Below are 26,250 nucleotides of genomic sequence, written 5' to 3' on the forward strand. Positions count from 1 at the left end.
TCTAATCAGCCAATTTTAACGCGAAAGAATAAGCTGCGCAAAAATGCACCTATTTCCAAAACCTTCTGTTTAGAGAAATTGTTTTTTTAGTGTTTAACATAATCGACAGTCTATCGGCCACAGGTAAATAGTAAAACAGATGAAAAAATATAAAATAGGAATAATCGGTTACGGGGGTTTTGGTAAATTCCTTCATTATTGGTGGGAAAAGCTGCCCAATGTAGAAATTGTTGCAATTGCAGATCCGCACAAAAATTTTCAATCCGAAGAAAATTTCGTGGTATATCGCGATTGGAAAGAATTGATACAGGACAAAAATATAGACATTGTAAGTATTGTAACGCCACCAAGTTTACACGCCGAAATGGCCTGCGCAGCGATGAAGGCCGGCAAACATGTCCTGCTCGAAAAACCCGTGGCAATAAGTGAAGAAGGCGCGCGGGAGATTATAGAAACGCAAAAGCAGACCGGTAGCGTGATAACAGTAGATCATATGATCCGTTATAACCCCATTATTCAAAATCTCATCAAATTAGGACAGGCAGGTACTTTTGGCAAGCTAAGGCATGTTGTTGTAAACAACTATGCGCAAGATGAGGCTTTGCCTCAGGATCACTGGTTCTGGAAAACAGAAATGTCTGGTGGAATATTCATCGAACATGGGGTACACTTTTTCGATATTGTGAATGCCATTGGCAATCAGGAATACATTGAGGTGTATGGTTGCACTGATAGTAGAAATGAAAACCAGCGCGACCGTATGGCTGCGATGGTGTTATATAACGAAGGTTTAATTGCCAGCTACTACCATGCTTTTTCCGGGCCTGGCTTATTTGAACAAACAACGATACACCTTGCCTACGATCTCGCCCGTATAGAAATTGAAGGCTGGATGCCTATGAAAGGAACGGTGAAAGCACTGGTAAACAGCCAGGGCAAAGTACAGCTGGAAAGCCTGCCGGGCTGGACCATTACCGTACACGGCGAATTAAATACTTTGAGAGACGTTTCCAGACCCGAGGGTTGGGGCAGTGAAGATCTACCGGCCGAAAATCAAGCCGTAAATGCCGGCGGAATAACTTACCAGGTAGATGAAATGCTTTCCGGCAATTTTGAAATCCATCAAACCAAGGGAGAGGTTTACGGAAAATGTGTTCAGTCGATTTTGTCAGACATCATTAAAAAAATAGAAAATAAAGACCATCAACTAACTATAACGATAGAGGATGCCTTCGAAAGCCTAAAAACAGCTATTCTCGCTTCTCAGTAAGCAATTAAGCCTATAAGAGAAATTGCACTCCAACAAACTCAATATGATAACATATTATGCATGCGTTCTGCGCTGCGATGATTAAAAGAATAAATATGATGTATGATATTAGAAAATGTATTTGCGCAATTATTGTTTAGCTATCCTAAAAATTGAATCATGAACATATTTATAGATAATGAAAAAGAATGATTGATCTAACCATAGACATACGCGATATCATTGCCATGTTGGTTTCGGTCATATGTGGCGGCATCATCGGGTTTGAGCGGGAATACAGGAACAAGTCTGCAGGGTTCCGGACCATCATATTGATCAGCCTTGGATCGACGATTTTTACAATTGTTTCCTGGCATGGAACGGGTACCGACGACCGCATTTCGGCAAATATTATAACCGGCATAGGTTTTATCGGTGCCGGTGTAATTTTTAAAGACCGCATATCGGTAAGAGGGCTAACCACTGCCGCCGTTATCTGGACATCCGCTGCAATCGGCATGACCGCTGGCGTAGGTTATCACGCGCTTGCATTTGTGCTCACCATCAGCACCCTTTGCGTATTGGTAATGGTTAGTTATGTTGAAAAAATCATATCAGACCTAAAAAAGGAAAGGATGGTTACGATAACTTTCGTCGACAATTCGTTTTCCAGCGTGCTTTTGCTCGAAAAACGCCTAAATAGTACCGAAGCCAAGATTGAGCGTATGGAACTTTCCAAAGAAGAAGGACGGATAAATGTAGTGTACCTGATAAGGGGTAAAAAGGCGGCCGTAAATGAACTCACCACATTATTGGCTATGGCTGAGGAGGTGGCTAGTTTCTCTTAACTGAACATTTAATGGATAAACCTCAAAATAGAATATCGAATGAAACAGCCTCAAAAGAAATACATACCTGAAGATAAGGAAAAAAGATATGGCAGGCATAAAATTAATATCTCCTTAGCTTGAAGTAAAATACTTAATAAAAGAAGGATAAATACGCTTTATACCGTTCCATAAAACACGCAGCCAATAAACAGGGTTTTCTTGAAAGAACGATGTTATGGGTATATCAGCTCAAAAGATTGAAAAGTTTTGTACGCTGGCGCTGTTAGAATTAAAGGCATGCTCAAATCAAAATTAACCTTTTGGAAGAAAATAAAAAGACTTAACACATGAAAAAAATATCGAGAAAAACACATGGAATAATTGACTACCTGTGGGCTGCAATTATGATTTCAGCACCGTTTTTCTTAGGTTTTACCACCATTATCCCAGCTGCTGCCTGTTTTTTTATTGCTGCCCTTAGTGTTTTTCTGCTATCTCTTTTTACAAACTATGAACTTGGCGTATGGAAGAGGTTGCCAATGGCATTCCATCTCGACATGGATATAGTTTTAGGATTTATCCTGGTTATTTCGCCCTGGCTTTTTGGATTTTATAACCAGATTTTTTTGCCACATATCGTCATGGGTGCCTTTTCCATTGTGGCCGGATTAACCTCAAACGCTAATTCGATGATTAAAGACGGTTGAGGGCGGAAAAAGATAAAGTGTTGCTATTTAAAATACTATACTGGCGATACCAATACTAGCCCTGTACGCTCCATAAAGTTGATACAGGGAACAAGGATGATTACGAAGTATTAACTCCAACGAAGCGTACAAAATTGATTAGAGAGATATCTCCGACAATCTTTTGGACAATGAATAGGAGTTCCTATTACCTTTTTTGAGCCTTTAAAAAAAACAGTTTTTTATTCCATTCACTATGAAACCTATTACCATCTGGGCAGCAAATGCCCAAACAGAGCTTAAACCACTAGCACCTGTTGCCGAAATTTCCAAATCGCTTCAGCTTTATGCTTATTTGTCAAGTGATACACTTTGGCTGGTAAAAGAACGGCCTGACGGGAGTCGTATTGCGTTCCGTACCGCATTTTCACCATCCGGAAAACTAGAAGTTAAAAAAATCCATCACGAAGAAGGAGAAATGACAGTGAGCCTCGCCTGCTCAACAATTGTTTACCAGGTAACCGTACAACATGAAGCAGGAAATGATTTTTTCCGTTATACCGTAATGGCAACGCCGAAGGTACCACTGCATATCCCTTATTGGCCAAGAGACATTATCTGTTTCGATGAAAAAGGCAAAATAAAACAACAGGGCAAAATCCACACCCAGCAAAGGGGAACCCGCTCTGGAGTCCTTTTTTTTAATGATGGTGATTCTGGCTCCGTATTTTATTTCCAAAACCTAACAGCCCTTAATGATTATTGCGAAACTGCACAATGCAGTGCAGGTGGTGCTGTTGGAGGAGAATGGCCTGAAATCGGCTTTTCTTTACCAGCGACTAAGGCACCTTTAAAAAAAGGCGTAAGCTATTGCCTTAGTGACGGTTTTGTACGCCTATCGGATCAGCTTCCTTCTGCCCCTGCCGAAACCGCAATGTTGTATTTAGATCAGTTAGCGGCAACTTATATTAAACTTCCACGACCAGAGCGTTTTTACCATGACTGGCTTGACACCGTGGAGAAAGGCCTAGCGGATTTGACTTACCATAAAGGCTGTTGGACATTTGCGGGAGGCCATAGTTATCTCAACGCTTACGTAGCTGATTATAAAACGCCTCCTGAAGTAATGGTTCAGCTTGCTGTATTGCTTCCCATGCTTGATTACCTGGATTGGAAAGGGGAAACCACCCATCAGTTGGTAACTGAACTAAGGGCAGGGCTCGGGGCATTCTACAAGCAAGATACGGGAACAATTGTGAGATGGCTCCCATCGGCCGAAAAGAACCTGGACCATTCTGAAGAGCAGAAAAAACCTCAGGTAATGGACGCCTGGTATCTGCACCATCCATTAATGAACCTGGCCCGCCTGAGCACACGTGGTGACGAAGGCGCAAAAAAAATCCTGCTTGATTCCATTGATTATGCAATTAGGGTGGCCCATAAATTCAATTACGAGTGGCCTGTATTTTATCAAATGGATACCCTTGATATTATAAAAGCAGAAACCGCAGAAGGAGAAGGTGGTGAAAAAGATGTTCCAGGTACTTATGCAGACTTAATGCTGAGGATGTGGAAAATAACCGGAGAGAAAAGTTTTTTTGAGGAAGCCAAAAAAGCAGCATCCAAATTAAAAGGCCTGAGCTTTGAAGTGTTTTACCAGGCAAACAACACCGCATTTTCTGCAGGAGCCATGCTCCGGTTGTATAAAGAAACTCAAGATAAAACGTTTCTGGAACTGAGTTATGTATGTTTGGCGGCAATTTTTGACAACGTTCAACTATGGGAATGTGATTATGGGAACGCAAAGAACTTTCCGACATTTTTTGGGGTTTTCCCACTGAGAGATGCGCCTTATACTGCAGCTTACGAAGAGCAGGAGGTATATTCAGCCCTTCATGATTACCTTGCAGAAGCAGAAGGCGTGGAAATCCTTCCGTCGGTAAGGTTGTTGATTGCAGAGTTCATCAGGCACATGGTAGGCCGTGTGGCGCACTATTATCCGCCAATGCTGAAAGAAGAGGTGATGGCTGAAGAAAGCAAGACCGGTGAAATCGATCGCAGGCTCTGGATTGCGCTGGAAGATCTGCACGATGGTTGGGAGCAGTCTGGCGAAGTTGGACAGGAAGTTTATGGGGCAGGAATCGCATTCGGCGTAATCCCGAATCAGTATTTTAGGGTTAAAAATGAATCTTTTATCGTTTTTTTCGATTATCCCATATTCAATTTCCGATGCCGGGCAAATGCGGTGTCATTAACCACTGGCGGCGACGAACGGCTGAACTGCAGGATGATTATTTTATTTCAGGGCGGAGAAAGACCTAAAAATTTAGAAGTAAAATCCGGCCAGAAAAAAGAAAAGCACAATCCAGTGAAAAACAACCCAGATCTGTTGGAGTATAGCATTGCAGGAAACCAAAAAGTGACTATTAATTGGTAGGCTAAGAGATGGCTGCAGTACGCTGATCAATCATCACTGCGTGCTGTCCAACTGGAATAATAATAAGATCGCTATGAAAAGCATTATATTTTCAGCGCGACAAATACCGCACCGGTTTCTTTTTTATGCTGAGCGGTTTCGAAGGCTTCGTTGATCTGATCGAGTGGAAAGGCGTGGGTAATCATTTTTTTCGCATTGATTTTTCCTTTGGCCAGAAGATCCAGGCATATCGCCATTTCAGGGTAGATATCCCAAAAGCCATAACTCGCGCTCGGAATAATTGTAATGCCTGACTTTTGCAACTGCTGCCAATCCATTTCTATACTGGTGCTGCCAGATTCAAAACCACCGACAATGATTACCTTTCCCCCAATGCGGGTGAAAGAAACTGCCTGAGGAAGCGTAGTTGACATTGAAGGCCCTCCGGCACATTCAAAGGTAATATCTGCTCCCCTCCCATCTGTAAAAGCTTTCAGGCGCTCAAGCCCATCTTCAACTTCTGTGTTCACCACTTCATCGGCGCCAAGATCCCTGGCCAGTTGCAGTGCACTGGGAACAATATCAAAAAGGATCACATCTGCACCCGATGCTTTTGCAAGCTGCAATTGTGCCAGTCCTATCGGTCCACCGCCTATAACGGCCACTTTGTCGTTGATATGCAATCCGCTTAACTGCTGCGCATGCAAACTGACTGCGAAAGTATCAAGAAGCGTTGCCTCTTCATCGCTCACATGATCGGGCAGAATATGAAACTTTGTTGCGGGACCAATAAGGTATTCGGCAAAGGCTCTTGATATGGTTTCTATCCTCACTTTATATAAGTTTGGACACAGGTTGTACTGCTGAATGCGGCACCATTCACAATCGCCATCACCCAAAAGGGTTTCAACTACAACCCTATCGCCTGGTTTTACGTTTTTCACAGCCGGCCCTACTTCCACTACCTCGGCGGCAAGTTCATGGCCCATAATTTTACATTCCAGGTCGGGTTCATGTTTTTTCCAATGCCGCAGATCCGTTCCACATATTCCCGAAACTTTAATTCGTGCCAGCACCCAGTCTGGCGCAGGTATTTCTACCCGGCCTACTTCCTGAACCTGAAAGGTTCCATCTGGCTTTTTTAACGCCGCTTTCATTTTATTGCTCATTCTGTCAAATTATATTTTAGATACGTTAGCTAATTGTTATCTGTCGATAGCTGCACAAACTGCAGGCAGGTAGGTGCACCTACCTGAGCGGCCACCCCGCGATAGCTTAGTTTTCCGTTTTGAGGAGAGATCTCAAAAGAGGTAACTGAATTTCCCTTCTCATTGGCAGCAAAAAGATAGCTTCCGGAAGGATCGATTGCGAGGTAGCGGGGCCCTTTGGCACCGGAAGGTATTCTCTGAATTTCCTTTAAGGCGCCAGTATGTTCATTGATCGCAAAAATGATAATCTCATCTGCATCGCCACGGTTGCTGGCATAAAGATACCTGCCGCTACGATCGATTTTTATATCAGCAGCTTCGCGTCCGTTTGGTACCAGATTATTCGCTACCGTATACCTGAAGATCCATTTATCCAGCTTCTCTTTTTCAAACACGAAAATATCTGCGCTGAGTTCGCAGATCACGTAGAACCACAATCCGGTTGGATGTAAAGCCATAACCCTCGGTCCAGAGCCACCAGGCAGCGAAATAAAAGGATGTTTTGCAAATATAAGCGGCTGTCTGGCTGAGGGATCGTAACGGCAGACATAAACCCTATCGGTGCCCAAATCGGCTATAAGAAGTATCCGCTGCTCTGATAACAAAAGCGAACTATGAACATGCGATGCTTCCTGCCGATCCTGAACCCGCCCGGAGCCGCTAAATTCAACGAGCTGAAAAGGCCCAAACAGTTTCCCCCCATCCGTAAAGGGCAGCACGGCCAAACTTCCACCCACATAGTTGGCCGAAACAGCAAATTTGCCCGCCCAGTCTACTGTTATATGGCAGGCTCCAGGACCTTTGTATAATACTTTGCTAAGTAAGATCGGCTTCGCCCCGGGAATCGTTTGGAAAGTGACCATAGCCGAATAATCGCCCTTTTTAGTTTCACTAATGGCAAACAAAAACTGCCCATTTTCATTTGGAACAATGAAGGAGGGATTTTCTATCCCACAAACCGAATCCAACAAACTCAGTGTACCATCAGTGTTGTTAAAAGCATACCGAAAAATGGATTCCTGATCTGCCGCAGCGTAGCTACCAATTAGAAGATGAGTTTCTACCTTGCTTCCCATACCTGGTTGATTAAATATTTAAATAATCTGCAAACTTGGACGGATTTTCAAATTAACCACATCACATGCCGGTGGCTGAGCGATACAGAAGGCTATGGCCCAAGCAATATCTTCTGCCCGGAGCATTTCCTGATTGCTGATCTGTTCTTGCTTTTCCTCCATACTGGCCTCCTGCATATCGGTATCAACTGCACCAGGTTCAATAAGGGAAATCTTAATACCCATCGGATTAACTTCTTTACGCAGCGACTCTGAAAATCCCTGGATTGCTGCCTTGGTGGCAACATAAACAGCGCTACTCTCTTCTCTTACGTCAGCACTCATTGAGCCGATATTGATAATCTGGCCGAAGCCCTGTTCTTTAAACCTTACAATCGCCTCTTTGCTACAGGCCATGTAAGCCAATAAATTGGTATCCAAAATATACTGCCAGTCTTCGTATCCTCCGTCAAGTATACTTCCATATCCCAGGGCGGCGTTGTTGATCAATATATCCAGTCCGCAAAGCTGTTGATCGGCTGCTTTAAAGAGCCGCTCAACGCCTTCTTCACTAGAAAGATCAACAGCTATACCAAAACTGTTTAATCTGTTTTTCGCCGCAATCGCCTGCAACGTTTCATCTATCTGCTCCTGATGACGACCACAAATAATACACTGGGCACCTAACGAACCGAGTAAAATCGCTGTTGCCCTTCCAATGCCTGTGCTGCCACCGGTGATCATAATTTTTTTACCTAGAAAGGCACTGCTGAAATAAGAATTAAAATCTTCCATAGTTTTTATTTAATTGTTAACAATTACTTTATCAGAGATTTGCTGAAGGATACTACCCAGGGTATTTCTTAAAACCGATATGGGAAACACTTCCAAGCACTCAGGAGGCAACCAATTCCCCAAAGGATAATCTATAGATTGTTTCCGGTCTTGTCGGTCATTCAGCTTTTTTTATCTAAAACCCATCAGCGTCTGTATATTTTTACCCTCATTGCCTCTCTATACTATTAACCTGCCCGAAGCTAGGTTTGTTGAGGCAGAAACTACCTGTTTTGTATGTGGTTAATACCGTAACTTCTGTAACTGGCTTAACACTTTAACCCTTTGTATCATCCGTTTTTACAAAAAAGCTTATTCTGCACGTTGAAATACGGGGGCTTTTCTGTTGCAAATACGCATTTTGTGCTTCTATCAAACCGAAATTCCAGAAGAGGTGTTGAGCATTTAATCAGCTCGAACAAAGGTTATAGCAGGATCAATCATAAAAACATGAAAAAAGAAGAAATACATTGGGGTGATTGGCACCGCATCCTCATGGGCACCGCACCCACAGAATTTTTATTTGAAGTGCTGATCAGGACAATTATCATTTATCTGTTTCTGCTCGTAACCCTCAGGCTGATGGGCAAGAGAATGGGCGGACAGCTGACGATTTCGGAGCTGGCGGTGATGCTTACTTTGGGTGCGATCGTATCGGTGCCCATGCAAATACCGGATAAAGGACTACTACAGGGAATTCTGGTACTCTTTTGTGCATTTGCCTTTCAACGTGGTATTACCTACCTGGCCGCCAAAAACCATAAAATAGAGCTCTTTACCGAGGGAAGCGAATCGTTATTGATTAAGGATGGAGTAATGCTCGCTAGCAAACTCGACAGCATGAAAATCTCTCGTGAGCAATTGCGTGCTGTGCTGAGAAATCAGAACATATACAACTTGGGTGAAGTACATAGGGTTTACCTGGAGGCTTGTGGTATTTTCTCTGTTTTTAAATACGATCAGGCGAAACCCGGCTTAAGCCTGCTTCCCCCTGCTGATGGTAACGCTGAGCAAGAATTTAATATAGTTGGAGAATCCATAATCTGCCTCGAGTGTGGAAATCCTGCCCCTGAACAATCGAGTAAAGAAAAAGAATGTAGAAACTGCCATTCAGACCACTGGGGCCAGGCTGTTATCGCAAAATAATTATGAAAGAATACGAAATTAAACTATCCGACATTCAACGCATCCTCCTGGGTGAAGTTCCATTTCATTTTTTTATTGAGGTTATCCTCCGTACTGCCGTTATATACCTGATCCTGATGGTATCGATGAGACTGATGGGTAAACGGATGTCTTCTCAACTCAGTCGTAACGAGATGGCCGCGGTAGCATCGCTTGCCGCTGCTATAGGCGTGCCATTGATGAATCCCGACAGAGGCCTGCTACCCGCGGTAGTTATAGCAATGGTGATCATCACGCTTCAGATGCTAATTGCCAAAATTGCTACAAAGAATACAAAATTCGAATCATTAACACAGGATAAATACAATATGTTGGTTAAAGACGGGGTGCTCAACTATAAAGCTATGGTACTTACCCGTATTACCAGAGACAGGGTGCTCGCACAACTAAGGTCGCAGGGAATTAGTCACCTTGGAATGGTGAAGCGCCTGTACTTTGAAGCCGGGGGGACCTTTAGCCTACTACAGCAATCAGAACCAGTGCCCAGGCTCTCCTCAATCCCTGAATGGGACCGGGAAATGTCAGCTAACATCCATCAGCAAAGTACACAGAAAGTCTGTAAATTCTGTGGCAATTACCATACCGGGGCAAAGGCCAATAAATGCGAAAACTGCGGAAAGGATAGCTGGGTTTACGCGGTAAGCAACCTCAACAATCAGCAAAGCTGACTGCATGTAAAAAAGCAGTTAACCTAAGCGGTATTTATTAAGCCATAACGCTCGGCGTCCTCTCGATCTACGCATTGCTCCGGTCGAGAGGATTCATTGTAAACCTGTCATCCATACGAATAAATACGGAGCAAATTCAGGGATTTTTCAGCTTCTTTCGGGTATTTCACCCCTAAACCAGCGCGTTAAAAAAAAGGTTATCAATAGAACAAAAGATAAAAAGTTATGAAAACACTAAAAACACTGATGATGGTAACCTTTACCATATTATGCCTACAGGCTTGTAAAAAGGACAACGATGAAAATTACGCGATGGATAACCAGTCTTTTGTAACTCAAGCCTCGAGCAGTAACAGTTTCGAGATACAGGCAGGCGCAATCGCTACACAAAAAGCACAAAACGCTGCGGTAAAACATTATGGTGAGCACATGACAACAGATCATACCGCCGTAGGAAACGAAATGAAATCGCTTGCGGCGGGAAAAGGATGGACTATACCAACTACATTACAGCCCAAGGAGCAGGCAAACCTTGATAAGCTGAACAACACAGATCCATCATTATTTGACAGGGAGTTTATGAAGATAATGGTTGCCTCCCATCAGGACGCGATTACGCTGTTTTCTAACGCAGCCGGTGATATGGGTGTTTATGATGCAGACTTAAGGTCATTTGCCGGGGCAAAGCTGCCTTCACTTAAAACCCATCTCGAAGAAGCGGTGAACCTACAGACCCAGATCAAATAGCCAGACCAATCAACTGCTTGTTTAACAACAAAAATATATTAATCTAAAGATGAAAGAGAGCGAAAAAACGAAACACGGGCTGGAAGATGAGCCTCTTGGCAATGAAGATCAGAAAGCCGAAGACGGGCCTAAATCATTTGAAGACAAGCGGCCCGCCGATTTGGAAATCCCAAAAGGGGATCATCCAAATACAGATACCAGCCGTAACCCATCCGATTGGAAAAAAGAGCTGGGCGAATAACAAATAATATGGGCTGCGATCAATTAGCAGATTATAGACGCAGATCCGCAAGTATTAAACAACTAATAAAATCAATTATGTTCCATCATTCAAAAGACCTACAATTTAATGCAAGGGTATCCAAACCCGATCCTGCATTTGCAAACATCCTGCTAGAACAGTTCGGTGGCGAAAATGGAGAACTCGCAGCTGCTATGCAATATTTTACACAGGCATTCAATGCCAAACAGGCCTATCCGGATAAATACGACATGCTTATGGATATTGCAACAGAGGAGTTTTCACACCTTGAAATAGTGGGTGCAACTATTCAGATGCTGCTTAAGGGTGTTAACGGAGAATTGAAAAGAGCTGCAGACTCTTCTGAAATCATGCAGGTACTGGAAGGTAAAGCCGCAATGGAAGATATTATCCATAGTGCCCTCACAGCAAACCCACAGTTCCCAGTCATTACCGGAGGGGGGCCAACACTTCGCAACAGCCAGGGTATTCCATGGTGTGCCTCTTATATTCATTCTAATGGCGATTTAACCGTAGACCTTAGAAGCAACCTCGCGTCAGAATCGAGGGCTAAGCTGGTGTATGAACACCTCATGAAGTTTACAACAGACCCTTATGTAAAAGATACGCTTTCCTTTTTAATGACAAGGGAAATTGCACATTACAAAATGTTGAGGCCGCCCTGGAAACGATACAGCCCAACTTCCCCCCAGGAGTTTTACAATCAGATCCAAGGTTTACCCAGCAATACTTTAACCTTTCTACGCCAACAAGCTCCAGGGGGCCATGGAACGAGGGAAATATGCCTAAGATGGATAAAGAGTGGGAATACATACCCGATCCGGCAGCTTATGTTAAAACAACATCAGGCCTCAGCGCTGAGGATGTCAATCTCAATACAGAAATTGAGGAAGCAAATGCATTGAGTATTCAGTTGGGCGAAATCCGGAGTCTGGAAGTCAAATCTTCAGAACCTGAAGGAACCGCAACATGGAGCGATTATAATACTGGATTAACATCCATTTGACATGGCAAATACTGAACCGATACAAACCTGGTGTATTAGACCAGGCTTGATCGGTGACGTATTAAAAATCAATGATATAATATTACCATGAAAGATAACAGCAAAAATAAAGACCACAAAAAACAGGAAGAGGAGAACAGTGACCTTTCGCTTGAGGAGGAGATTGTTAAAGCACTTGAGGAAAAAAATGAGCGAATTAAAAGCGGAGCAGAACAAATAGATCAAAGCGGAAGCAAAAACAAGGGATCAATGGGATTTGACGAGCGGTCGGTTTCCTGGCCATAATACCCAGCTATATTAGCAATCCTGCTTACAAAAACAGGATTGCTTTCTTGCAGCCAATACATCTTATTTACCTCGGATACAGCAGATTACTTAATGATGCGAATAATGAAAAAACAAAACTGTCCCCTTCCTAATGGTAAACTTATGCTCATCGGAGGCGCTGAAAATAAATCACCTACCGAACTGACCGATAAATCTGTTCTGTCAGCCTTTATTGAACTGTGTGGCAAATCTCCTGTTATTGAAATTATTACCACGGCAGGCTTGGAAGAAGTTAACGATACCTATAACATATATGCAACCTGCTTCAGTGCGCTTGGTGCTAGCGCAACTGGCCATATCCACCATGAGAACCGTCCGTTGGATGCTGATCTGGCCGAACGTATTGACAAGGCGAACGGCATTTTCTTTACCGGGGGCGACCAGCTTAAACTCACCGCGATATATGGAGGAACTGAAATAATGGGGCAGATAAAAAACAGGTATATCTATAGCGGACTGATCGTTGCAGGAACAAGCGCAGGCGCAATGGCGATGTCTACCCCAATGATTTTTGACGGCACAGGCAAGAACGAGATGGTGGCTGCAGGGGTAAAAGTTACCACTGGATTCGAGTTTCTAAGAGATGTTTGTGTAGATACACATTTTGTTCACCGCGGACGTTTTGTACGGATGGCCCAGGTGATTGCTACCAACCCAGCCTCGATAGGCATAGGTATTGAAGAGAATACGGCAATTATAGTTACCGAGGCTTTTAATTGCGAGGTAATTGGTAATGGAGTTGTGATATTGTTGGATGGCGAAGGAAGCAACGGCTCGAATATCACCTCGTTCGACGATGATCTAAAAATCACCATCCGTGATTTGAAAGTATCAGTTATGTCGATGGGTGAAAAGTTTGTTATTCCATGCAGGAATATCCCTCACCTTTGAGCCAACCGGTCTCCGTAAAAGGAAATCGATTCTCCTTACCTGCTTTCTTCTTTCCAGGAAAATGGCGTTAACAGAAAAGCATTACTGGCATATAGCGGTTAAGGTAGATTCTTTTACACATAACTACATCAGGAACAATTATTTACATATTAACGCTGACCAAAAAAATCATAAATGGAATAAGGAACCAACAGAAAACTATCATTTACTTATATATTAAATTTTGAAATTATGTTAGCAATGAACTATCGCGGACCTTACAGGGTACGTACCGTTGAGCGGCCAATGCCTGAAATCCTACATCCCGAAGATGCGATTGTGCGGGTTACAAGGACTTGTATCTGTGGGTCGGATCTCCATCTTTACCATGGGATGGTACCCGATACACGTGTTGGGTCTACATTCGGCCACGAGTTTACCGGAGTTGTGGAAGAAGTTGGCCCCTTAGTAACCAATGTCAAAGTCGGCGACCATGTACTTGTACCTTTCAATATCGCCTGCGGAAAGTGTAATTTTTGCAAGCAGGGACTTTACGGAAACTGCCACGAATCCAATACAATGGCCACCGCTGTGGGTGGCATTTTCGGGTATTCGCACACTGCAGGTGGCTTTGATGGCGGGCAGGCAGAATATGTTCGGGTGCCCTACGCAAATGTTGGTCCAACGGTCATCCCGCCTGATATGGATCCAGATGATGCAGTGCTATTGACAGATGTGGTGCCAACAGGTTACCAGGCAGCCGAAATGGGTGGCATAAAAGAAGGCGATACGGTGGTTGTGTTCGGCGCAGGCCCAATAGGAATAATGGCCGCCAGGTGCGCCTGGTTTTTTGGCCCTTCCAGGGTGATCATTATCGACCATGTTGACTACCGGCTTGAGTTTGCAAAAAATTATGCAAAGTGCGAAGCCTACAATTTTAAATCTATGGATGATCCTGTAGTTTTCCTAAAAAAAACAACCGACTGGTATGGGGCAGATGTGTGTATTGATTGCGTAGGTTGCGAAGCCGAAGGAAATGCACTCCAAACTTTTACCGGTAAAGTGACCCTGATGCAGGCCGGAGCGGCAACTGCGCTTCAATAGGCTATAAACTCAGTAAAAAAAGGTGGAATCGTTTCGGTAGTTGGCGTTTATGGTCCACCGTTTAATTACGTTCCTATTGGCAATATACTCAATAAAGGTATCACACTGAGAGCAAACCAGGCATCAGTTAAAAGGCTTCTACCACGCCTGATCGATCATGTTCAATCTGGCAGGCTTAATCCAAAGGGCCTTATCACCCATAGGGTTCCATTGGAGGAAATTTCGGAGGCTTACCGGATCTTTTCTTCCAAACTGGATGAATGCATTAAAACTGTACTTATTCCATCAACTAAACCTTAATATTATGAACAATCAAAATCAAGACTTCAAAAATATTCCCGGATGGGGTATGGATATTGATCCAGACAATGAACCCACCTATCCGATTAAAAACTATACCGGAGACGACCACAACCGGAGCAATTATGAAAAAGCTGAACAACAGCCTGTAAATATTGAGCTTCTTAAGTCTAATGAGCGGCCACGGCCCAGCGCAGTGTTCGGAACCTCCGTTCCCCCTTCAGGACTCAGCGGTGCGATACGCAGATATGCTTTTAAGCATAGCGAGGACAGATACCGCCACTGGATACCATTAATCCTCGCAGACAGGATAAATGCCTGGGAAGGCATCATTGATGACTTTAAAAAAGGCACAATCCCGAATATTGTAAAAGAAAGGGGCTGGAAATCAGAATTCAGGTATAATCCTGTCAATATGATAGGCAAGGCGGCAATTACCCTCGCCGTAGGTGGCCTGATGATCAAGTATCTTTGCAAAAGAAAATAATAAAAAAAGAACCTGCCCTGGGACTAAAGGTGCCCAAGGCAGGTCCGATTTCTTCACCGTTATATTTCCTTATGCTATAATTTGGTCGGTCCCGATAAAAGCATTCAAAATGTTACTGCCCATCACGCGGACCCGGATAAGCCCGAGGGTCAGTACCGCGCTGTTCTTCCTTATCTACGTCTTTATCCGAACGGTTATTCCTCAGTTCAGTAATTGCATCATCCTCTCCCGCTCCTTTGATTATATCTTCTGCGGGTGGCCTCACTGGTGTAAGTGATCCGTTTTCGGATGCTTCTTTTAGATGATCATCTTTACGCTTTTCCATAATTTTTATTCATTTCTACATCGTTGTGGGCATAATTAATACTAGCTTGCGGCCAAATAATTTTTAATCTGGAGGGGTGCCCATCACCGTACTATCCTTGGTGGTTCCTTTCCTGCTTTTTGCAGTACCATCACCTCCAAAAGAATCGAGCCTGCTGCTATCCTGAAGACTAGAATCTGCACCTGTCGACTTGCGATCGTTTTCTGTTCGATCAGCGTGGCAGCCCATACTGGCCATCACTGCAGCTGTTGCTATAGCAAAAATATATTTTCTCATAAATTATTAATTAAGACAACAATGAATCTCCTGATACCTCACAATTCAATTTGAGCTGAAGTACATAACAATAAAAACATCAGAAAGCAGAATTCTGCTTTCTGATGTGATGTCATCCACCTGAGATATCGGTTTTGATTACCATTCTGGCCCGGTTAACCGAGCCCTGGATTTCCCGTGCTTTCATCGATGTCAAGCTCACTGGGGTCAGGCTGTTCATCCTCGGATGATCCGTCCGTGCCCTCAACATTTTCTGTGTCCCCTGATGACTGTTCTGGGGACTGTTCGTTATCTGAATCTCCTCCAAGGGTATTGTTTTCCTGGGTTTCTTCATTGCCAATATCCTGTCCAGAATTTTGGTCTGTACCACCGTCTTGTCCGATTTCTGTCTCTTGCGATGTAGATTGATCTTCCTGTTCCATTTTTTTGTGATTTAAGTTTAAAATATGCCAATGTTTAGTGAAGGGCAGAACAACAGCCCGGTATGGTCTACCTGGTTGGCAACCCAGCTAGCCTATTGTCTTTGCTGTTGAGTACCTGTACTTCCATTCTGAGCAGTGGAATCGGTGGTGGTGCTTGTACTCGTGCTATCACGGCTTGTGCTGTCCTGCATAGGGTCTGTAGCACTCATTGAGCTCATTGAAGTATCACTGGAAGTTGAATCGCTGCTTGATGAGCGATTTTCGGAGTTACAGGCCATTACTATTGAAGTTAATGCGGCTGCGAGTAATAAAATCTGCTTTTTCATATCTGATAAATTGTTATAGTAAAAATCCTTTACCTGATCAAAAAGTTTTTTTTTCGGATGCAAAGCTTATAAAACGGGGGTTAACCGCAGGCTTGACGAAGTATTTATTCTATTAGTTCCCGTAAAAAAACATCCGGTATGTTACCGTGCAATTGAATTCAAAAATTTCAAAGAAAGATTAAAATTGGCGTACCTGGAGCTAATCCCATTGTGGGAGATGGAAATGGTTGACTGTTCTGTTGAATAATAGTTCTTGAATGTTCCTACAGACATAAATCCCAGGTTATATCAAAATGTTATTTAATGAGGTTCTTTAGGATTTAGCTTAAAAATGGTTAATATTCTTGATCCCAAACTAATCCCAATAAAAAACAAAAATCACCGTGACAAAACAAGCAAACAAAATTACGAGATTTAAAAGCGGTGGAAAACTTCAAATACCGCCGTCGGAAACGAAATGAAGTCTCTCGCAGCGGCAAAAGGATGGACTATACCAATTGCATTACAGCCCAAGGAGCAGGCGAACCTTAATAAGCTGAACAATACAGATCAATCATTATTCGATAGCGAATTATATTCAAAGCTGTATTTTAAAGTGAAGGGTATGCCATCCGGGTTGATTACTTTTATTCCGTTGGTATTTAGGTTTGATCTGTTTTTTTAAAAAAGATCAAACTGCCTGGCTTTCACCAAAGAATTATATCAACTTTGCTGGCCCCATTGCTTTCACTAACCTGAATATATATAGAATCTGTAGTGCAAAATAAATTAAAATCGCTATTGACAAGACACCTTCCGTGAAATCATTCAAGTTGTCATGAAGTTGATTGGTAATCAGATATTGAATCCTTGTTGTTTTAAACCCGATCTCCTCATTTGAGGTAATCGTCAACAAACAACTGAGTAATTGAGCAATGCTGACCCATAAGTATAATTTGCCCAATGTGACTTTAGCATATCTTAGTACAAGATAGTTGAATAGCATAAAAAAAATGGTAACATAATCTACTAATCTAGTGTAGTCATTATGAAAATATCTTGGTGTTAAAAAAATTATTAATAACACGCAAATATTTAAGAAGTAAGAAATTGCATTCATTTTAATTTGATTTCGGTCGGCTTTTGCATTTTCAGCGTTTGTCTGATTTTCTCTACCCATTCCATCCCAATGTTCCCAGGGCATGGCCTAGCGGGCAAAAACTCTTGATGGCCACCAAGATATTTGATGCCATATTCTGATTTGAGATACCTGGATAGCTGAAATAATGATTCTATCATTGGATCAGTTGCCTCCCCATCTCCCATGAACTTTTCCACATAACGTTTGACTAGCGACAGCCCCGCCTCTTGCGTGTCTAAATCGGCCATTAACACAATACCAATATTCCCAGTATTGCCATTCTCTACATGAGAGCCCTTGATGTTTATTGGACGTCCCTCATATATTTTTCGATCCTTGTCGATGGCAAAATGGTAGGGAATATCGGCATACTTATCTCCCTATTCTTTATCTTAAAGATCTTTTATGTTCATGAAATTGTTCCCGTTTCCTGAATGAAGTACTCTAATCTGATCGTAATAAACTGATAGATTTTCATTTACTTTTTCCCATTTACGACCTCCCGTAGTAATTGGTGCTTTTGCACCCCAAAGCTTTCCTACTTATAATTTTAGGCTTATCCGGTTTGTCATCATCCTGTGCAGCCGCAGCAATTTTCAGCGATCTCAATATGGCCTTAATCGCATCTGGATCGGTGATCACATCATGCCCGTTTGCATCAATCGACCACATTCCTTCTGGATCTATAAAACGAACGGGTTGTTCAATGCGTACACGTACGGCAACCATCTCCTGCCCAATTCCGCAAGCGGATCCACGGCGCTCCACCTGCCAATTACCGGATCGTAGAACCTTGCTCCGTATCTGAGTAATAAACAATCAGCTAGTTTTTTTTCTCATCCTATATTTGCCATACAAAACATTAATTATAATAAATATTGCAGTAGCGTAACAGGCGAGCCCCAATTCCAACAATAATATTTCGGCATGCCCAAACTCAAGATGAATATGTTTCTCTCGGAGAATTTGATGAATATTAATCAACCCTTCGATATAAAAATAGATGCCTATCAGATAGGCTGGAAGACATAAAATAGACCATAAAATGTTTATTTTTAGTAAGACTTTTTTAAAAAAAACCGACAGGATTAAAAAGACTAGGTACAATCCAATTAGTATAATTATCTCTTTCATTTATCAGTTCTTATGTTTTTAAATAAATTGGTTTTGGGAAGGGGAGAGTTACTGTTCTGAAACCATGCTAAATAAATATTTGTTATATTTTGAAGATTACTTTGCTTTCCAGGATATATCAATTCTTTTTGTACATGAGTAACTTGTTGCCAGACAGTTTCTTTTCCATCCCACTGCTGAAACCCGCCATGAGCTGGGGACGTAGCATCTTGTAACGTGTGCAGGCCGACACCGAACTCAAAATAAGCTTCCGCTATCTTTCCTTCTTTGAGCAAGGTCTTTGCCTTTGTAAACTGGGACCTAACAAAATTATCGGCTTTTGCCATCGCTTGTTCAATAGTTTCCCCGTTATTTCTCATGCCATGCCTATAAGAGTATGCACCTGTCTGAAACTCATCACCATCTGCGTAAACAGTTGCTCTGTCAAGTGCCTCTAATGCCCAAACATTTGCTTTCGCTTCGTTGATATTTTTTGGCCTTCCTTTTCTATAGACAGCATTTTTATTAGCTGTTTGATGAACAAAGAAGCCTCCTTTTGAAGCCCATCTATTTTCTGAACCTCCTTCGTCGTCCTCATCCCCCTCCACAGCTGCGGCAATCTTCAGCGGCCTCAATACGGCCTCAATCTCGTCTGGATCGGTAATCACCTCATGCCCTTTAGTATCGACTGCCCACATTCCGTCAGGGTCGATATAGCGGATGGGATTGTTCATCGCGTAAACGTACGGAGACCATCTCCTGCCCAGTTCGGCAAGCGGATCCACCGCACTCCACCTTCCTATTACCGGATCATAGAACCTTGCACCGTAGTCGTAAGCATCTAGTTCCTCCTGTTCCTCTTTGCCGTTAAAAAGATATTTATTACCACCTCCGTAAGCAGGGCTCCTTTTTCCAAAAGCAAAATAGTTGTCTTCCTGCAGTTTCCTTACGGCTCCTGCATAAATATCGAAACTATATCGCACATTTCCAAGGTGGTCGGTCAGATCGTACTGGTAGCTGTAGGTGCCGCCGTTGTTCAGCGCCCTGCCCTCCTCAGTCTGGATAAAATCTATCGTCCCGTTGGTATAGTGTATACCGCCCACATAATCTGTAGTTCCGGTGGCTGTGCTCACCTTCTTAAGCTTCTGCCCCATGGAGTTATAGGTATAGGCAACCACGGTGCTGCCGATCGTGGCCGTTTGCGGAAGGTTAAGGTAGTTGTAGCTTAGTCCCGCTCCCGTACGCCCGTCGGTGGTCGCATTGCCGTTCACATCGTATGCATATTGCCCTGTGGCAAGCTGCCCGCCAGAGATATTCACCAGCTGGTACCCATTATAATTATATGTTCCCGTCTTTGTCAAGGCTCCATCAGTCCTGGTCAGGCTGGCAATATTGCCCATCTCATCATAGCTAACGATTTCGCTCATGGTAAACGATCCAGCTGTTGTTGAACCGTTTACCAATCTGTTCAGCTTGTCGTATTGGTAGGTAAAAACATTGGCGAGGCCACTGCCCCAACGCTGGTTGCTGATGTTGCCGTTATATTGCGGATATGTTCCATCTTCATACTTCAGTTCTAAGTTAAATTCGTTGGAACTGCTGGTTCTGAGCCATCCCCGTTCGTTGTATCCAAATGTTGTCTCCTGCATGAACGACCCGGACGAGATCTGAGCGACGAAGGTGCTTCCTTGGGCCGCAGCAAAGCCCTCCGATAAGGTAATGCTGGTCGAGGCCGTTATAGTGCGAGACTGGCCACCAGACAAGGCATCTGTACTGCCTAGAACCACATTCGCATCGCTTGGGGCGACACTGCCATGCAGGCTCTTTTTCTTAAGCTGCCCAATCTCATTGTACTCAAGTTTGTTCAACACTACTGCTCCTTGTTTATTGATATTCGAAGTGGTTGTCAATTTCCTGCCGATATGATCGTTGGTAAAGGTATTCTCAATAATAGTAGTATGAGGCGTTAGCGCACCGTCAACGTGTGTTCTGGTAACTGCTGTAAGTTCTCCTGCAAAATTATAGGCATTATCAATGATGTCTATGCCATCGACATTGTTCTGTGTCCATGTATGCACAATCCTGCCCATGTCGTCATAACAAAAAACTGTCCACAGCCATTTATCGGTACTACCAAGCACTTTTATCTTTGTTGCGGTCGGCATCCCGCGCAGCATCGTGCTATAGCCCGATGGCTGGTAGGGAATGCCCGGGATATTGTAGTCGTCGTAGTAATTTACCAAATGGGGCTGAAGGTTAGGCAAAAATGATGGGCAGCTCAGGTTATTATACCCATGGTAATTTGCCGCCGTATTGTCTCGTGTCTCCCAGTATGGAACGAGGGTGTTCACTGTGGTCTGCACTTCGGCACGTGTTCCATGTTCGCCGATCTCTATGCCCGTCATCACCGTTCGGCCCAGTACATCATACTTGATGAAGCTCCTGGTCGCGCCGTCCCGCTGCACGGCATCCTGAGTAAAAACAACTTGATCCAGCGGATTGTAGATTACTTCCTCCCAGCCCTTGCCGGGAATTTTCTTTCGGATGATCCGGTCGCGCTGGTCATACTCATAGATATAGATCAGATCGACATTGGGCTCAGTATCTACTAAATAGAAGAAGTTTTTGAAATGTAGGCCAGACTCGTTCACTGCGGGCGGCATCACATATCGCAACCGCCCTCGATCGTCATAACAGTAATACGTATCTAACTTTTTGCTCTCCGTCTCCCATACTCGCTTTAAGAACACCCGACCTAGCTTATCTTTAAATTCATCAATCGTACCTGCTTTCCCCGACACCCAGTTCTCGTCCTTCGAGCTTGTTTTGATCGCCGCCCCGGGCGAAAGGCTAGCTCCTACTCCGATAACCGAACCATCGGGCGAAAACCCCCACGTACGTATATTATCATCAGCAGTATTGGCACTATACTCCAACTTCACCGTATGTCCAGATCCGGTAGGGCCAAAAGTTTGTGGTTGCCATACGCCACCTGTACCGCCCTGCTCTAAAATTCTTTCTAATGGAGATGCCTCAACTATTGTACTGTTGTAAGGATAAGCGGTTTTAATAACATTCGGATCCCAACCAGAGGTACTGTAAAATGCAGCTTGATTCGTTGATGCCGTAGACCTGTAGCTACCATCGTTTCCGCTTTGTTCTGCATAAGGCAGATACTTTTGCGTTTCGCGGCCCATATTATCGTATACTTGGAAGCTGATGACGTCTTTTTTAGTTGGACTAGCCTGCCATCCAATAGTTTGGATTGGTCTACCGAGACCGTCCATATACCTAATATTACGATTGGCACTCTCAACGGGAAGGCTCGAAAGTGATGTTACAGTTTTTTTGCCGGCAGTTTTTACAATCGTTTCCACCACGTAGTTACGCGATGACGTCGGCGCCTGTGCTTTTGCCCCAAGATGCAGGAAGCATAGCGTATATATATAAAGAAGAGGTCTTTTCATTGGATGTGCTTAAGAGGTTAATAGATCATCAAGAAACGGTCAATGTGAACTGGCAGTCGGAGCCACACTAGTATTATAACCGTTGCAATCCGTTAACTGTCCTGCATAGTTGTAGCAGTAACTTTTCACGATATCTCCGTTCTGGTCCCGCACTACTTTTAGCCGCTGGAAACTGTCATACTCATAAATGCTTGGTCGTCCATTGGCATCGCTTTGGCTAGTTACTCCAACCAGGGGATCATACGTATAGCTGCTCATTAATGCCTCTGCCGGATGTAACCTGATATCATCGAACCAGACAGAGCCCCCACCATTATTGTCAACTCTGATGCCCAGCTGCACAACGTCAGCAGGCACCTCAAACTCCTTTTCAAGATAAATCCATTTTCCAGTTACATCGGTAGAGACATTGTCTATATAAGAAAAATAACCTGTTTCGCCAGTCCTTTTCATGAAAAGAAAAATTTGAGCGGATGGCCCATTGCTATAGATCCAGCCTGAATACCTGAATTTTTTAGTTCCAGCGAGTGATATATTTAACCAGGTATTACTGTGAGAAACCTGTTCTCCAGCGTCTGGCTTATCGATTCTGCCGCTGGCTTTACCGGTACGTTTTGTAGCGCTATCGTACGTAGTCAAACCGCCATCCCACTCTCCGAGCGCTTCAAAATTCGCTAGAAAAACTTCATTTTGCGAAGCATTCCTTACTTCGGCGATCATATACCGATCATCATAGCCCCACAGATAAGCCGTCTTTACCGCGTTGCGCGCCAAAACTTCTTGCGGATTACCGTTGACCGAATATTTCGTTATTTCGTTTCTCGTCACATATTGAGATCCCGTTGGTGTAACTTCCAACTCATACATTTTCGATGGAAGGATGGTCTGTGCTGCTCCAAACTTAGCAAAGTCTGTTTTCACCGACCTCACGAAAGTCTGCGTTTGCATCGCCGAATCTACTACCGTAGTATGTTTCTCTATAATGGGTGAAATGATGTTTTTTGTCATCATATCCTGCTCTACGACTGAGGTGCCGACGTTGGCGGAAAATCCAGGATAGATGTATGTTTCATCCATCCATTTGTAATCGTTGGTTTTTATCCTCTTAGCTGATAGTTGCTCCCTATTATTGTATTTAAATTCTTCAATTGTAGAGCTCGTTTCGCCCGTAGGCATATATTCGGTAGTGACTTGGCTGCTCAGTGTTGCCTGCCCAATAAGTTGGTATTTGTTGGTAAATAGACTGGCAACGGTAAAATATTGGGGGGTGTATGCAACAGGGTGAAGATTCATAAACTGAAAATCTATTGAAGAGGCGACATACTCAGACCATTTATTCTGCTGTTTTTTTATCAGTTTAAACTCTTGCAGCTGCGTATCGAAAGTGTAATCGGCCTTTTCCTTAAGCCGGTTGTATTTATATTTCTTACTTTCTGCTCCGAGCCTATTTCCGTAGTACATTAGTGGCTCGAAAAAACCTCCAGGATATTCATTCTCCCCAAGATCATATCTATAAATGGTCTTTCCATTTGGATACACATTGGCATATTCGTCTAACGGTCCTTCAAATTCTGTTACTTCGGCATATACCACCGGCTGCCTGCCGTCGAGGAGCCTTTGAAAGTTGGCGGGACTGAAGGTAGACTCATATGCCCACTCTGAATAAGGGTTGTTTTCGTAGGGATTCAGAAATGCTGTACGTTGTCCATATCCATCTAGCCCCACTACTAAATTCTTAACGGAGAAGAAATTTACCCGCTCGGCAAAATTCATATATGTTAGTACGTTCGGATCCACAACAGCTATGCCAAGGCCAGTATAGGCATTGTTTCCGGCGTAGCTCGCCCCATAATATTCATGATTCGTTTTACCGTACCGATAATGCTTTTGACCGGCGATGATTCCATCGGTAGCATAATTGGTAATAGTTTTGATCCTAAATCCAGCGGCGGCGGTAGGTGTTTTGGGCTGACCATCTGGAATGTAGTCGCCATTAGTGTCAGTGGAACTCAAGAACTTGTGGTTCTCGTATACAAATTCAGTATAACCACCTGTGGGATATTTTATCTTTTTGAGTATGCCGTGGTGATCGGGGCCTGATGGCTGGCGCGCATTCACAGGATAATTCGAAAATTTAAACTTGTAGAAAGAATTTACGTCAAGCGAAGTCCGTGCAGCGGTAAACATCGCCGCACTATAAGTATGTCCCGTAGCAGCCAGATTCCACTCGGTAAAAATGGAAAAGTTAGGCATATCTGATGGGTACTGTGTAAGATAGCCCCAATGGTCCGTGCCGTTCAGGCCGTAGGCAGATTCATAGGTACATTCGTATTTTTGGACCGTTAACGCATCAGCCCCCTTAATCAGGATCTGGTCTAATCTGCCGCGCTGGGTAGAATTGCAGGAATTGGTCAAGGTTTGTACATCTAACTCTAGCTCTATTTCTCTCAATAGTGCGTTTTTCTCAAATACCTTGATCTTATCGATATAATTATACTGGGCACCTGAAGCGTTTTGATAAGAAAATTGTATAACGTTGTCTCCCGATGTACCGTAGCTAATTTGCGACAACAGTTTCATTTTATAGTAGTGAGGCACATAATTTGTTCCTCTTGTCGCCGTTTTCGTGTCTACAAAATTGTTTGCATAACTATCATGTACATATGAATGTGATATAGTAACGCTCGGTTCTGCACAGGTGCCGGAAGGCGGTTGTATCAGGTAATCGTAAGAAAAGAGGATCGGGTCGGTGCTGTTAGGCAGATCGATGCGTGTGAGCTGCCAAGAAACGTAAACATTACCATACGTAGTATAGGGTCCACTATAAGTAAAATCAGCAGGTGAAAAAGTGTATTTAATGCCTTTTCCATCTAACACTGTGAACCAGTGTATCTCTGCGTTGGAAGCCGCCACATTGACCACCATCTGCCGGTTGCTAACAACGGCTTTTGGCACATTATTTACATTCTCAATAAAGAAATCAAATGAGGAGCCGTCCGGTAGCACCGCATTAAATTTGTCACGCGCGTAGTTGTAGTCCTTTAAGCAAAGGGCACAATATGGGAGATATTGATTTGTTGATGGAAGGTCGAGGTTAAAGTCTCTGGCTTCATCGGGCACATACTCAACGGTTCTTGATATCGAAGAACTTATCGATAGACCCCAACCCGCGCCAAAAACATCGTAATTATAACCCTGCCTTAGCGGTTGGGCATTATACTTTAAACTTAACGGAAGCTTAAAGCCCCTGTGATTGATCTCGTAGAGTGGAACTGATATATCAGGTGTACCGTTTGAATAGTTGATCGCATAGTCCCCGTATAACTTAAAAGCTTCAGCTTGGGGAGATGTTGGAATTTGTGGCACGAGGGACTGCATGTCTTGGGCTTTCAGCATGCTGGCGATGTGGATCAATGAGAGAAAGCAGAACAGATATCTCTTCGTTAGGGTGAGTGTCGTCCCGTTCATAATTGTTTGAGAGATTAAGATGGATAATATACATTATTTGGCCTTGGCATGATCAGTTCCATAGACACATTGACTATTTCAAGGTATTCCAATTCATTGCCTGCCTAAAATCAAATCTAAATTGTGCCACTGCAACAACACTGCAGTCGTGCGTTAAATGCAAAAAATAATTTAAGCATTAAGTTTTTCTTACCCACCCTTGGTATAACAGGCTGACTGCTTGACATGGAATTTCGTAATTATTTCCGTTCCTTACGCGTAAAGCGGACATTGAGCATACCTTCTTCTGCATAATAATACGACTTTCGAACTTTACAATACACGATCGGAGCGCCCAAACTGCGCATCAAATCCAAAAAATTGTATAGCGATCGTTCGGAAATTGACAGTCGTCGGGCTAATAACTTGGGGGTGCCGGTGCACTTGAGCCTGATAAGATAGTCTAGAGTTTCTAGACGGGTAAATACATCAAAGTGCATAGCTGGCAGCGCAAAAAAAC

24 protein-coding genes are annotated in these 26,250 nt (G+C 43.4%); 13 read left to right on the top strand and 11 right to left on the bottom strand.

Annotated features, from left to right (window positions below):
- Positions 1-139 precede the first annotated feature (139 nt).
- From LQ227_RS17885 to LQ227_RS17900, 4 genes are all read left to right on the top strand, one after another.
- Complete coding sequence (locus LQ227_RS17885; RefSeq protein ID WP_230140128.1) at positions 140-1,270, top strand: Gfo/Idh/MocA family protein; 1,131 nt, start codon at positions 140-142, stop codon at positions 1,268-1,270.
- Between the two features lie 188 nt (positions 1,271-1,458).
- Entirely contained in the window at positions 1,459-2,097 is a 639-nt protein-coding gene (locus LQ227_RS17890; protein WP_230140126.1) for an MgtC/SapB family protein, read from the top strand.
- Positions 2,098-2,426: 329 nt separating this feature from the next.
- Positions 2,427-2,786, top strand: coding sequence for an SPW repeat protein (locus LQ227_RS17895; RefSeq protein WP_230150259.1), 360 nt, complete (start codon positions 2,427-2,429; stop codon positions 2,784-2,786).
- A gap of 235 nt (positions 2,787-3,021) precedes the next feature.
- Positions 3,022-5,202: a hypothetical protein gene (locus LQ227_RS17900; RefSeq protein WP_230140123.1), complete on the top strand. Its 2,181-nt coding sequence runs from the start codon at positions 3,022-3,024 to the stop codon at positions 5,200-5,202.
- Between the two features lie 83 nt (positions 5,203-5,285).
- Here the strand turns inward: LQ227_RS17900 and LQ227_RS17905 are convergent, their stop codons facing one another.
- The 3 genes from LQ227_RS17905 to LQ227_RS17915 are packed head-to-tail and all read right to left on the bottom strand — an operon-like array spanning position 5,286 to position 8,239.
- Positions 5,286-6,350, bottom strand: coding sequence for a zinc-binding dehydrogenase (locus LQ227_RS17905; protein ID WP_230150261.1), 1,065 nt, complete (start codon positions 6,348-6,350; stop codon positions 5,286-5,288).
- Positions 6,351-6,379: 29 nt separating this feature from the next.
- Positions 6,380-7,465, bottom strand: coding sequence for a lactonase family protein (locus LQ227_RS17910; RefSeq protein ID WP_230150263.1), 1,086 nt, complete (start codon positions 7,463-7,465; stop codon positions 6,380-6,382).
- A gap of 18 nt (positions 7,466-7,483) precedes the next feature.
- Positions 7,484-8,239, bottom strand: a complete 756-nt coding sequence (locus tag LQ227_RS17915) for an SDR family oxidoreductase (RefSeq protein WP_230150265.1) — start codon at positions 8,237-8,239, stop codon at positions 7,484-7,486.
- A gap of 402 nt (positions 8,240-8,641) precedes the next feature.
- Between LQ227_RS17915 and LQ227_RS17920 the strand changes: the two genes are divergently transcribed.
- From LQ227_RS17920 to LQ227_RS17960, 9 genes are all read left to right on the top strand, one after another.
- Positions 8,642-9,424, top strand: coding sequence for a DUF421 domain-containing protein (locus LQ227_RS17920; protein ID WP_230150268.1), 783 nt, complete (start codon positions 8,642-8,644; stop codon positions 9,422-9,424).
- Between the two features lie 2 nt (positions 9,425-9,426).
- On the top strand, positions 9,427-10,131 hold the full coding sequence (locus tag LQ227_RS17925; RefSeq protein ID WP_230150270.1) for a DUF421 domain-containing protein: 705 nt from the start codon (positions 9,427-9,429) through the stop codon (positions 10,129-10,131).
- Between the two features lie 225 nt (positions 10,132-10,356).
- The gene (locus tag LQ227_RS17930; protein ID WP_230150272.1) at positions 10,357-10,878 is read left to right on the top strand and encodes a DUF4142 domain-containing protein; all 522 of its coding nucleotides are present in this window, start codon (positions 10,357-10,359) and stop codon (positions 10,876-10,878) included.
- A gap of 49 nt (positions 10,879-10,927) precedes the next feature.
- Positions 10,928-11,119: a hypothetical protein gene (locus tag LQ227_RS17935; RefSeq protein ID WP_230150274.1), complete on the top strand. Its 192-nt coding sequence runs from the start codon at positions 10,928-10,930 to the stop codon at positions 11,117-11,119.
- A 77-nt stretch (positions 11,120-11,196) separates the two neighbouring features.
- Positions 11,197-12,045, top strand: a complete 849-nt coding sequence (locus tag LQ227_RS17940) for a manganese catalase family protein (RefSeq protein ID WP_230150276.1) — start codon at positions 11,197-11,199, stop codon at positions 12,043-12,045.
- A 188-nt stretch (positions 12,046-12,233) separates the two neighbouring features.
- The gene (locus LQ227_RS17945; protein WP_230150278.1) at positions 12,234-12,431 is read left to right on the top strand and encodes a hypothetical protein; all 198 of its coding nucleotides are present in this window, start codon (positions 12,234-12,236) and stop codon (positions 12,429-12,431) included.
- Between the two features lie 105 nt (positions 12,432-12,536).
- On the top strand, positions 12,537-13,364 hold the full coding sequence (locus tag LQ227_RS17950; protein WP_230140091.1) for a cyanophycinase: 828 nt from the start codon (positions 12,537-12,539) through the stop codon (positions 13,362-13,364).
- 231 nt (positions 13,365-13,595) lie between these two features.
- Complete coding sequence (locus LQ227_RS17955) at positions 13,596-14,447, top strand: alcohol dehydrogenase catalytic domain-containing protein (protein ID WP_230150280.1); 852 nt, start codon at positions 13,596-13,598, stop codon at positions 14,445-14,447.
- Positions 14,448-14,751: 304 nt separating this feature from the next.
- Positions 14,752-15,234: a hypothetical protein gene (locus LQ227_RS17960; RefSeq protein ID WP_230140081.1), complete on the top strand. Its 483-nt coding sequence runs from the start codon at positions 14,752-14,754 to the stop codon at positions 15,232-15,234.
- Positions 15,235-15,346: 112 nt separating this feature from the next.
- Here the strand turns inward: LQ227_RS17960 and LQ227_RS17965 are convergent, their stop codons facing one another.
- The 8 genes from LQ227_RS17965 to LQ227_RS17995 all read right to left on the bottom strand — a co-directional run bounded on the left by LQ227_RS17965 (position 15,347) and on the right by LQ227_RS17995 (position 25,661).
- Positions 15,347-15,559, bottom strand: a complete 213-nt coding sequence (locus LQ227_RS17965) for a hypothetical protein (protein WP_230140079.1) — start codon at positions 15,557-15,559, stop codon at positions 15,347-15,349.
- A 63-nt stretch (positions 15,560-15,622) separates the two neighbouring features.
- Complete coding sequence (locus LQ227_RS17970) at positions 15,623-15,835, bottom strand: hypothetical protein (RefSeq protein WP_230140077.1); 213 nt, start codon at positions 15,833-15,835, stop codon at positions 15,623-15,625.
- Positions 15,836-15,990: 155 nt separating this feature from the next.
- Positions 15,991-16,257: a hypothetical protein gene (locus LQ227_RS17975; protein ID WP_230140075.1), complete on the bottom strand. Its 267-nt coding sequence runs from the start codon at positions 16,255-16,257 to the stop codon at positions 15,991-15,993.
- Positions 16,258-16,349: 92 nt separating this feature from the next.
- Complete coding sequence (locus LQ227_RS17980; RefSeq protein WP_230140073.1) at positions 16,350-16,646, bottom strand: hypothetical protein; 297 nt, start codon at positions 16,644-16,646, stop codon at positions 16,350-16,352.
- A 1,032-nt stretch (positions 16,647-17,678) separates the two neighbouring features.
- A complete protein-coding gene (locus LQ227_RS25660) occupies positions 17,679-18,065 on the bottom strand; it encodes a peptidoglycan recognition family protein (protein WP_371824747.1) in 387 nt (128 codons plus the stop codon).
- A gap of 321 nt (positions 18,066-18,386) precedes the next feature.
- On the bottom strand, positions 18,387-18,461 hold the full coding sequence (locus LQ227_RS17985) for a hypothetical protein (RefSeq protein WP_230150573.1): 75 nt from the start codon (positions 18,459-18,461) through the stop codon (positions 18,387-18,389).
- A 372-nt stretch (positions 18,462-18,833) separates the two neighbouring features.
- Positions 18,834-22,283 carry a DUF6443 domain-containing protein gene (locus tag LQ227_RS17990; RefSeq protein ID WP_230150282.1) on the bottom strand — a complete coding sequence of 1,150 codons (3,450 nt, stop codon included), beginning with the start codon at positions 22,281-22,283 and terminating at the stop codon, positions 18,834-18,836.
- A gap of 39 nt (positions 22,284-22,322) precedes the next feature.
- Positions 22,323-25,661 (bottom strand): hypothetical protein, encoded by a 3,339-nt coding sequence (locus tag LQ227_RS17995; RefSeq protein ID WP_230150284.1) that lies wholly within the window; start codon positions 25,659-25,661, stop codon positions 22,323-22,325.
- Positions 25,662-26,250 lie beyond the last annotated feature (589 nt).

Origin of the sequence: Pedobacter sp. Bi27 (assembly GCF_918698255.1) — a bacterium.
Taxonomy (GTDB): domain Bacteria; phylum Bacteroidota; class Bacteroidia; order Sphingobacteriales; family Sphingobacteriaceae; genus Pedobacter.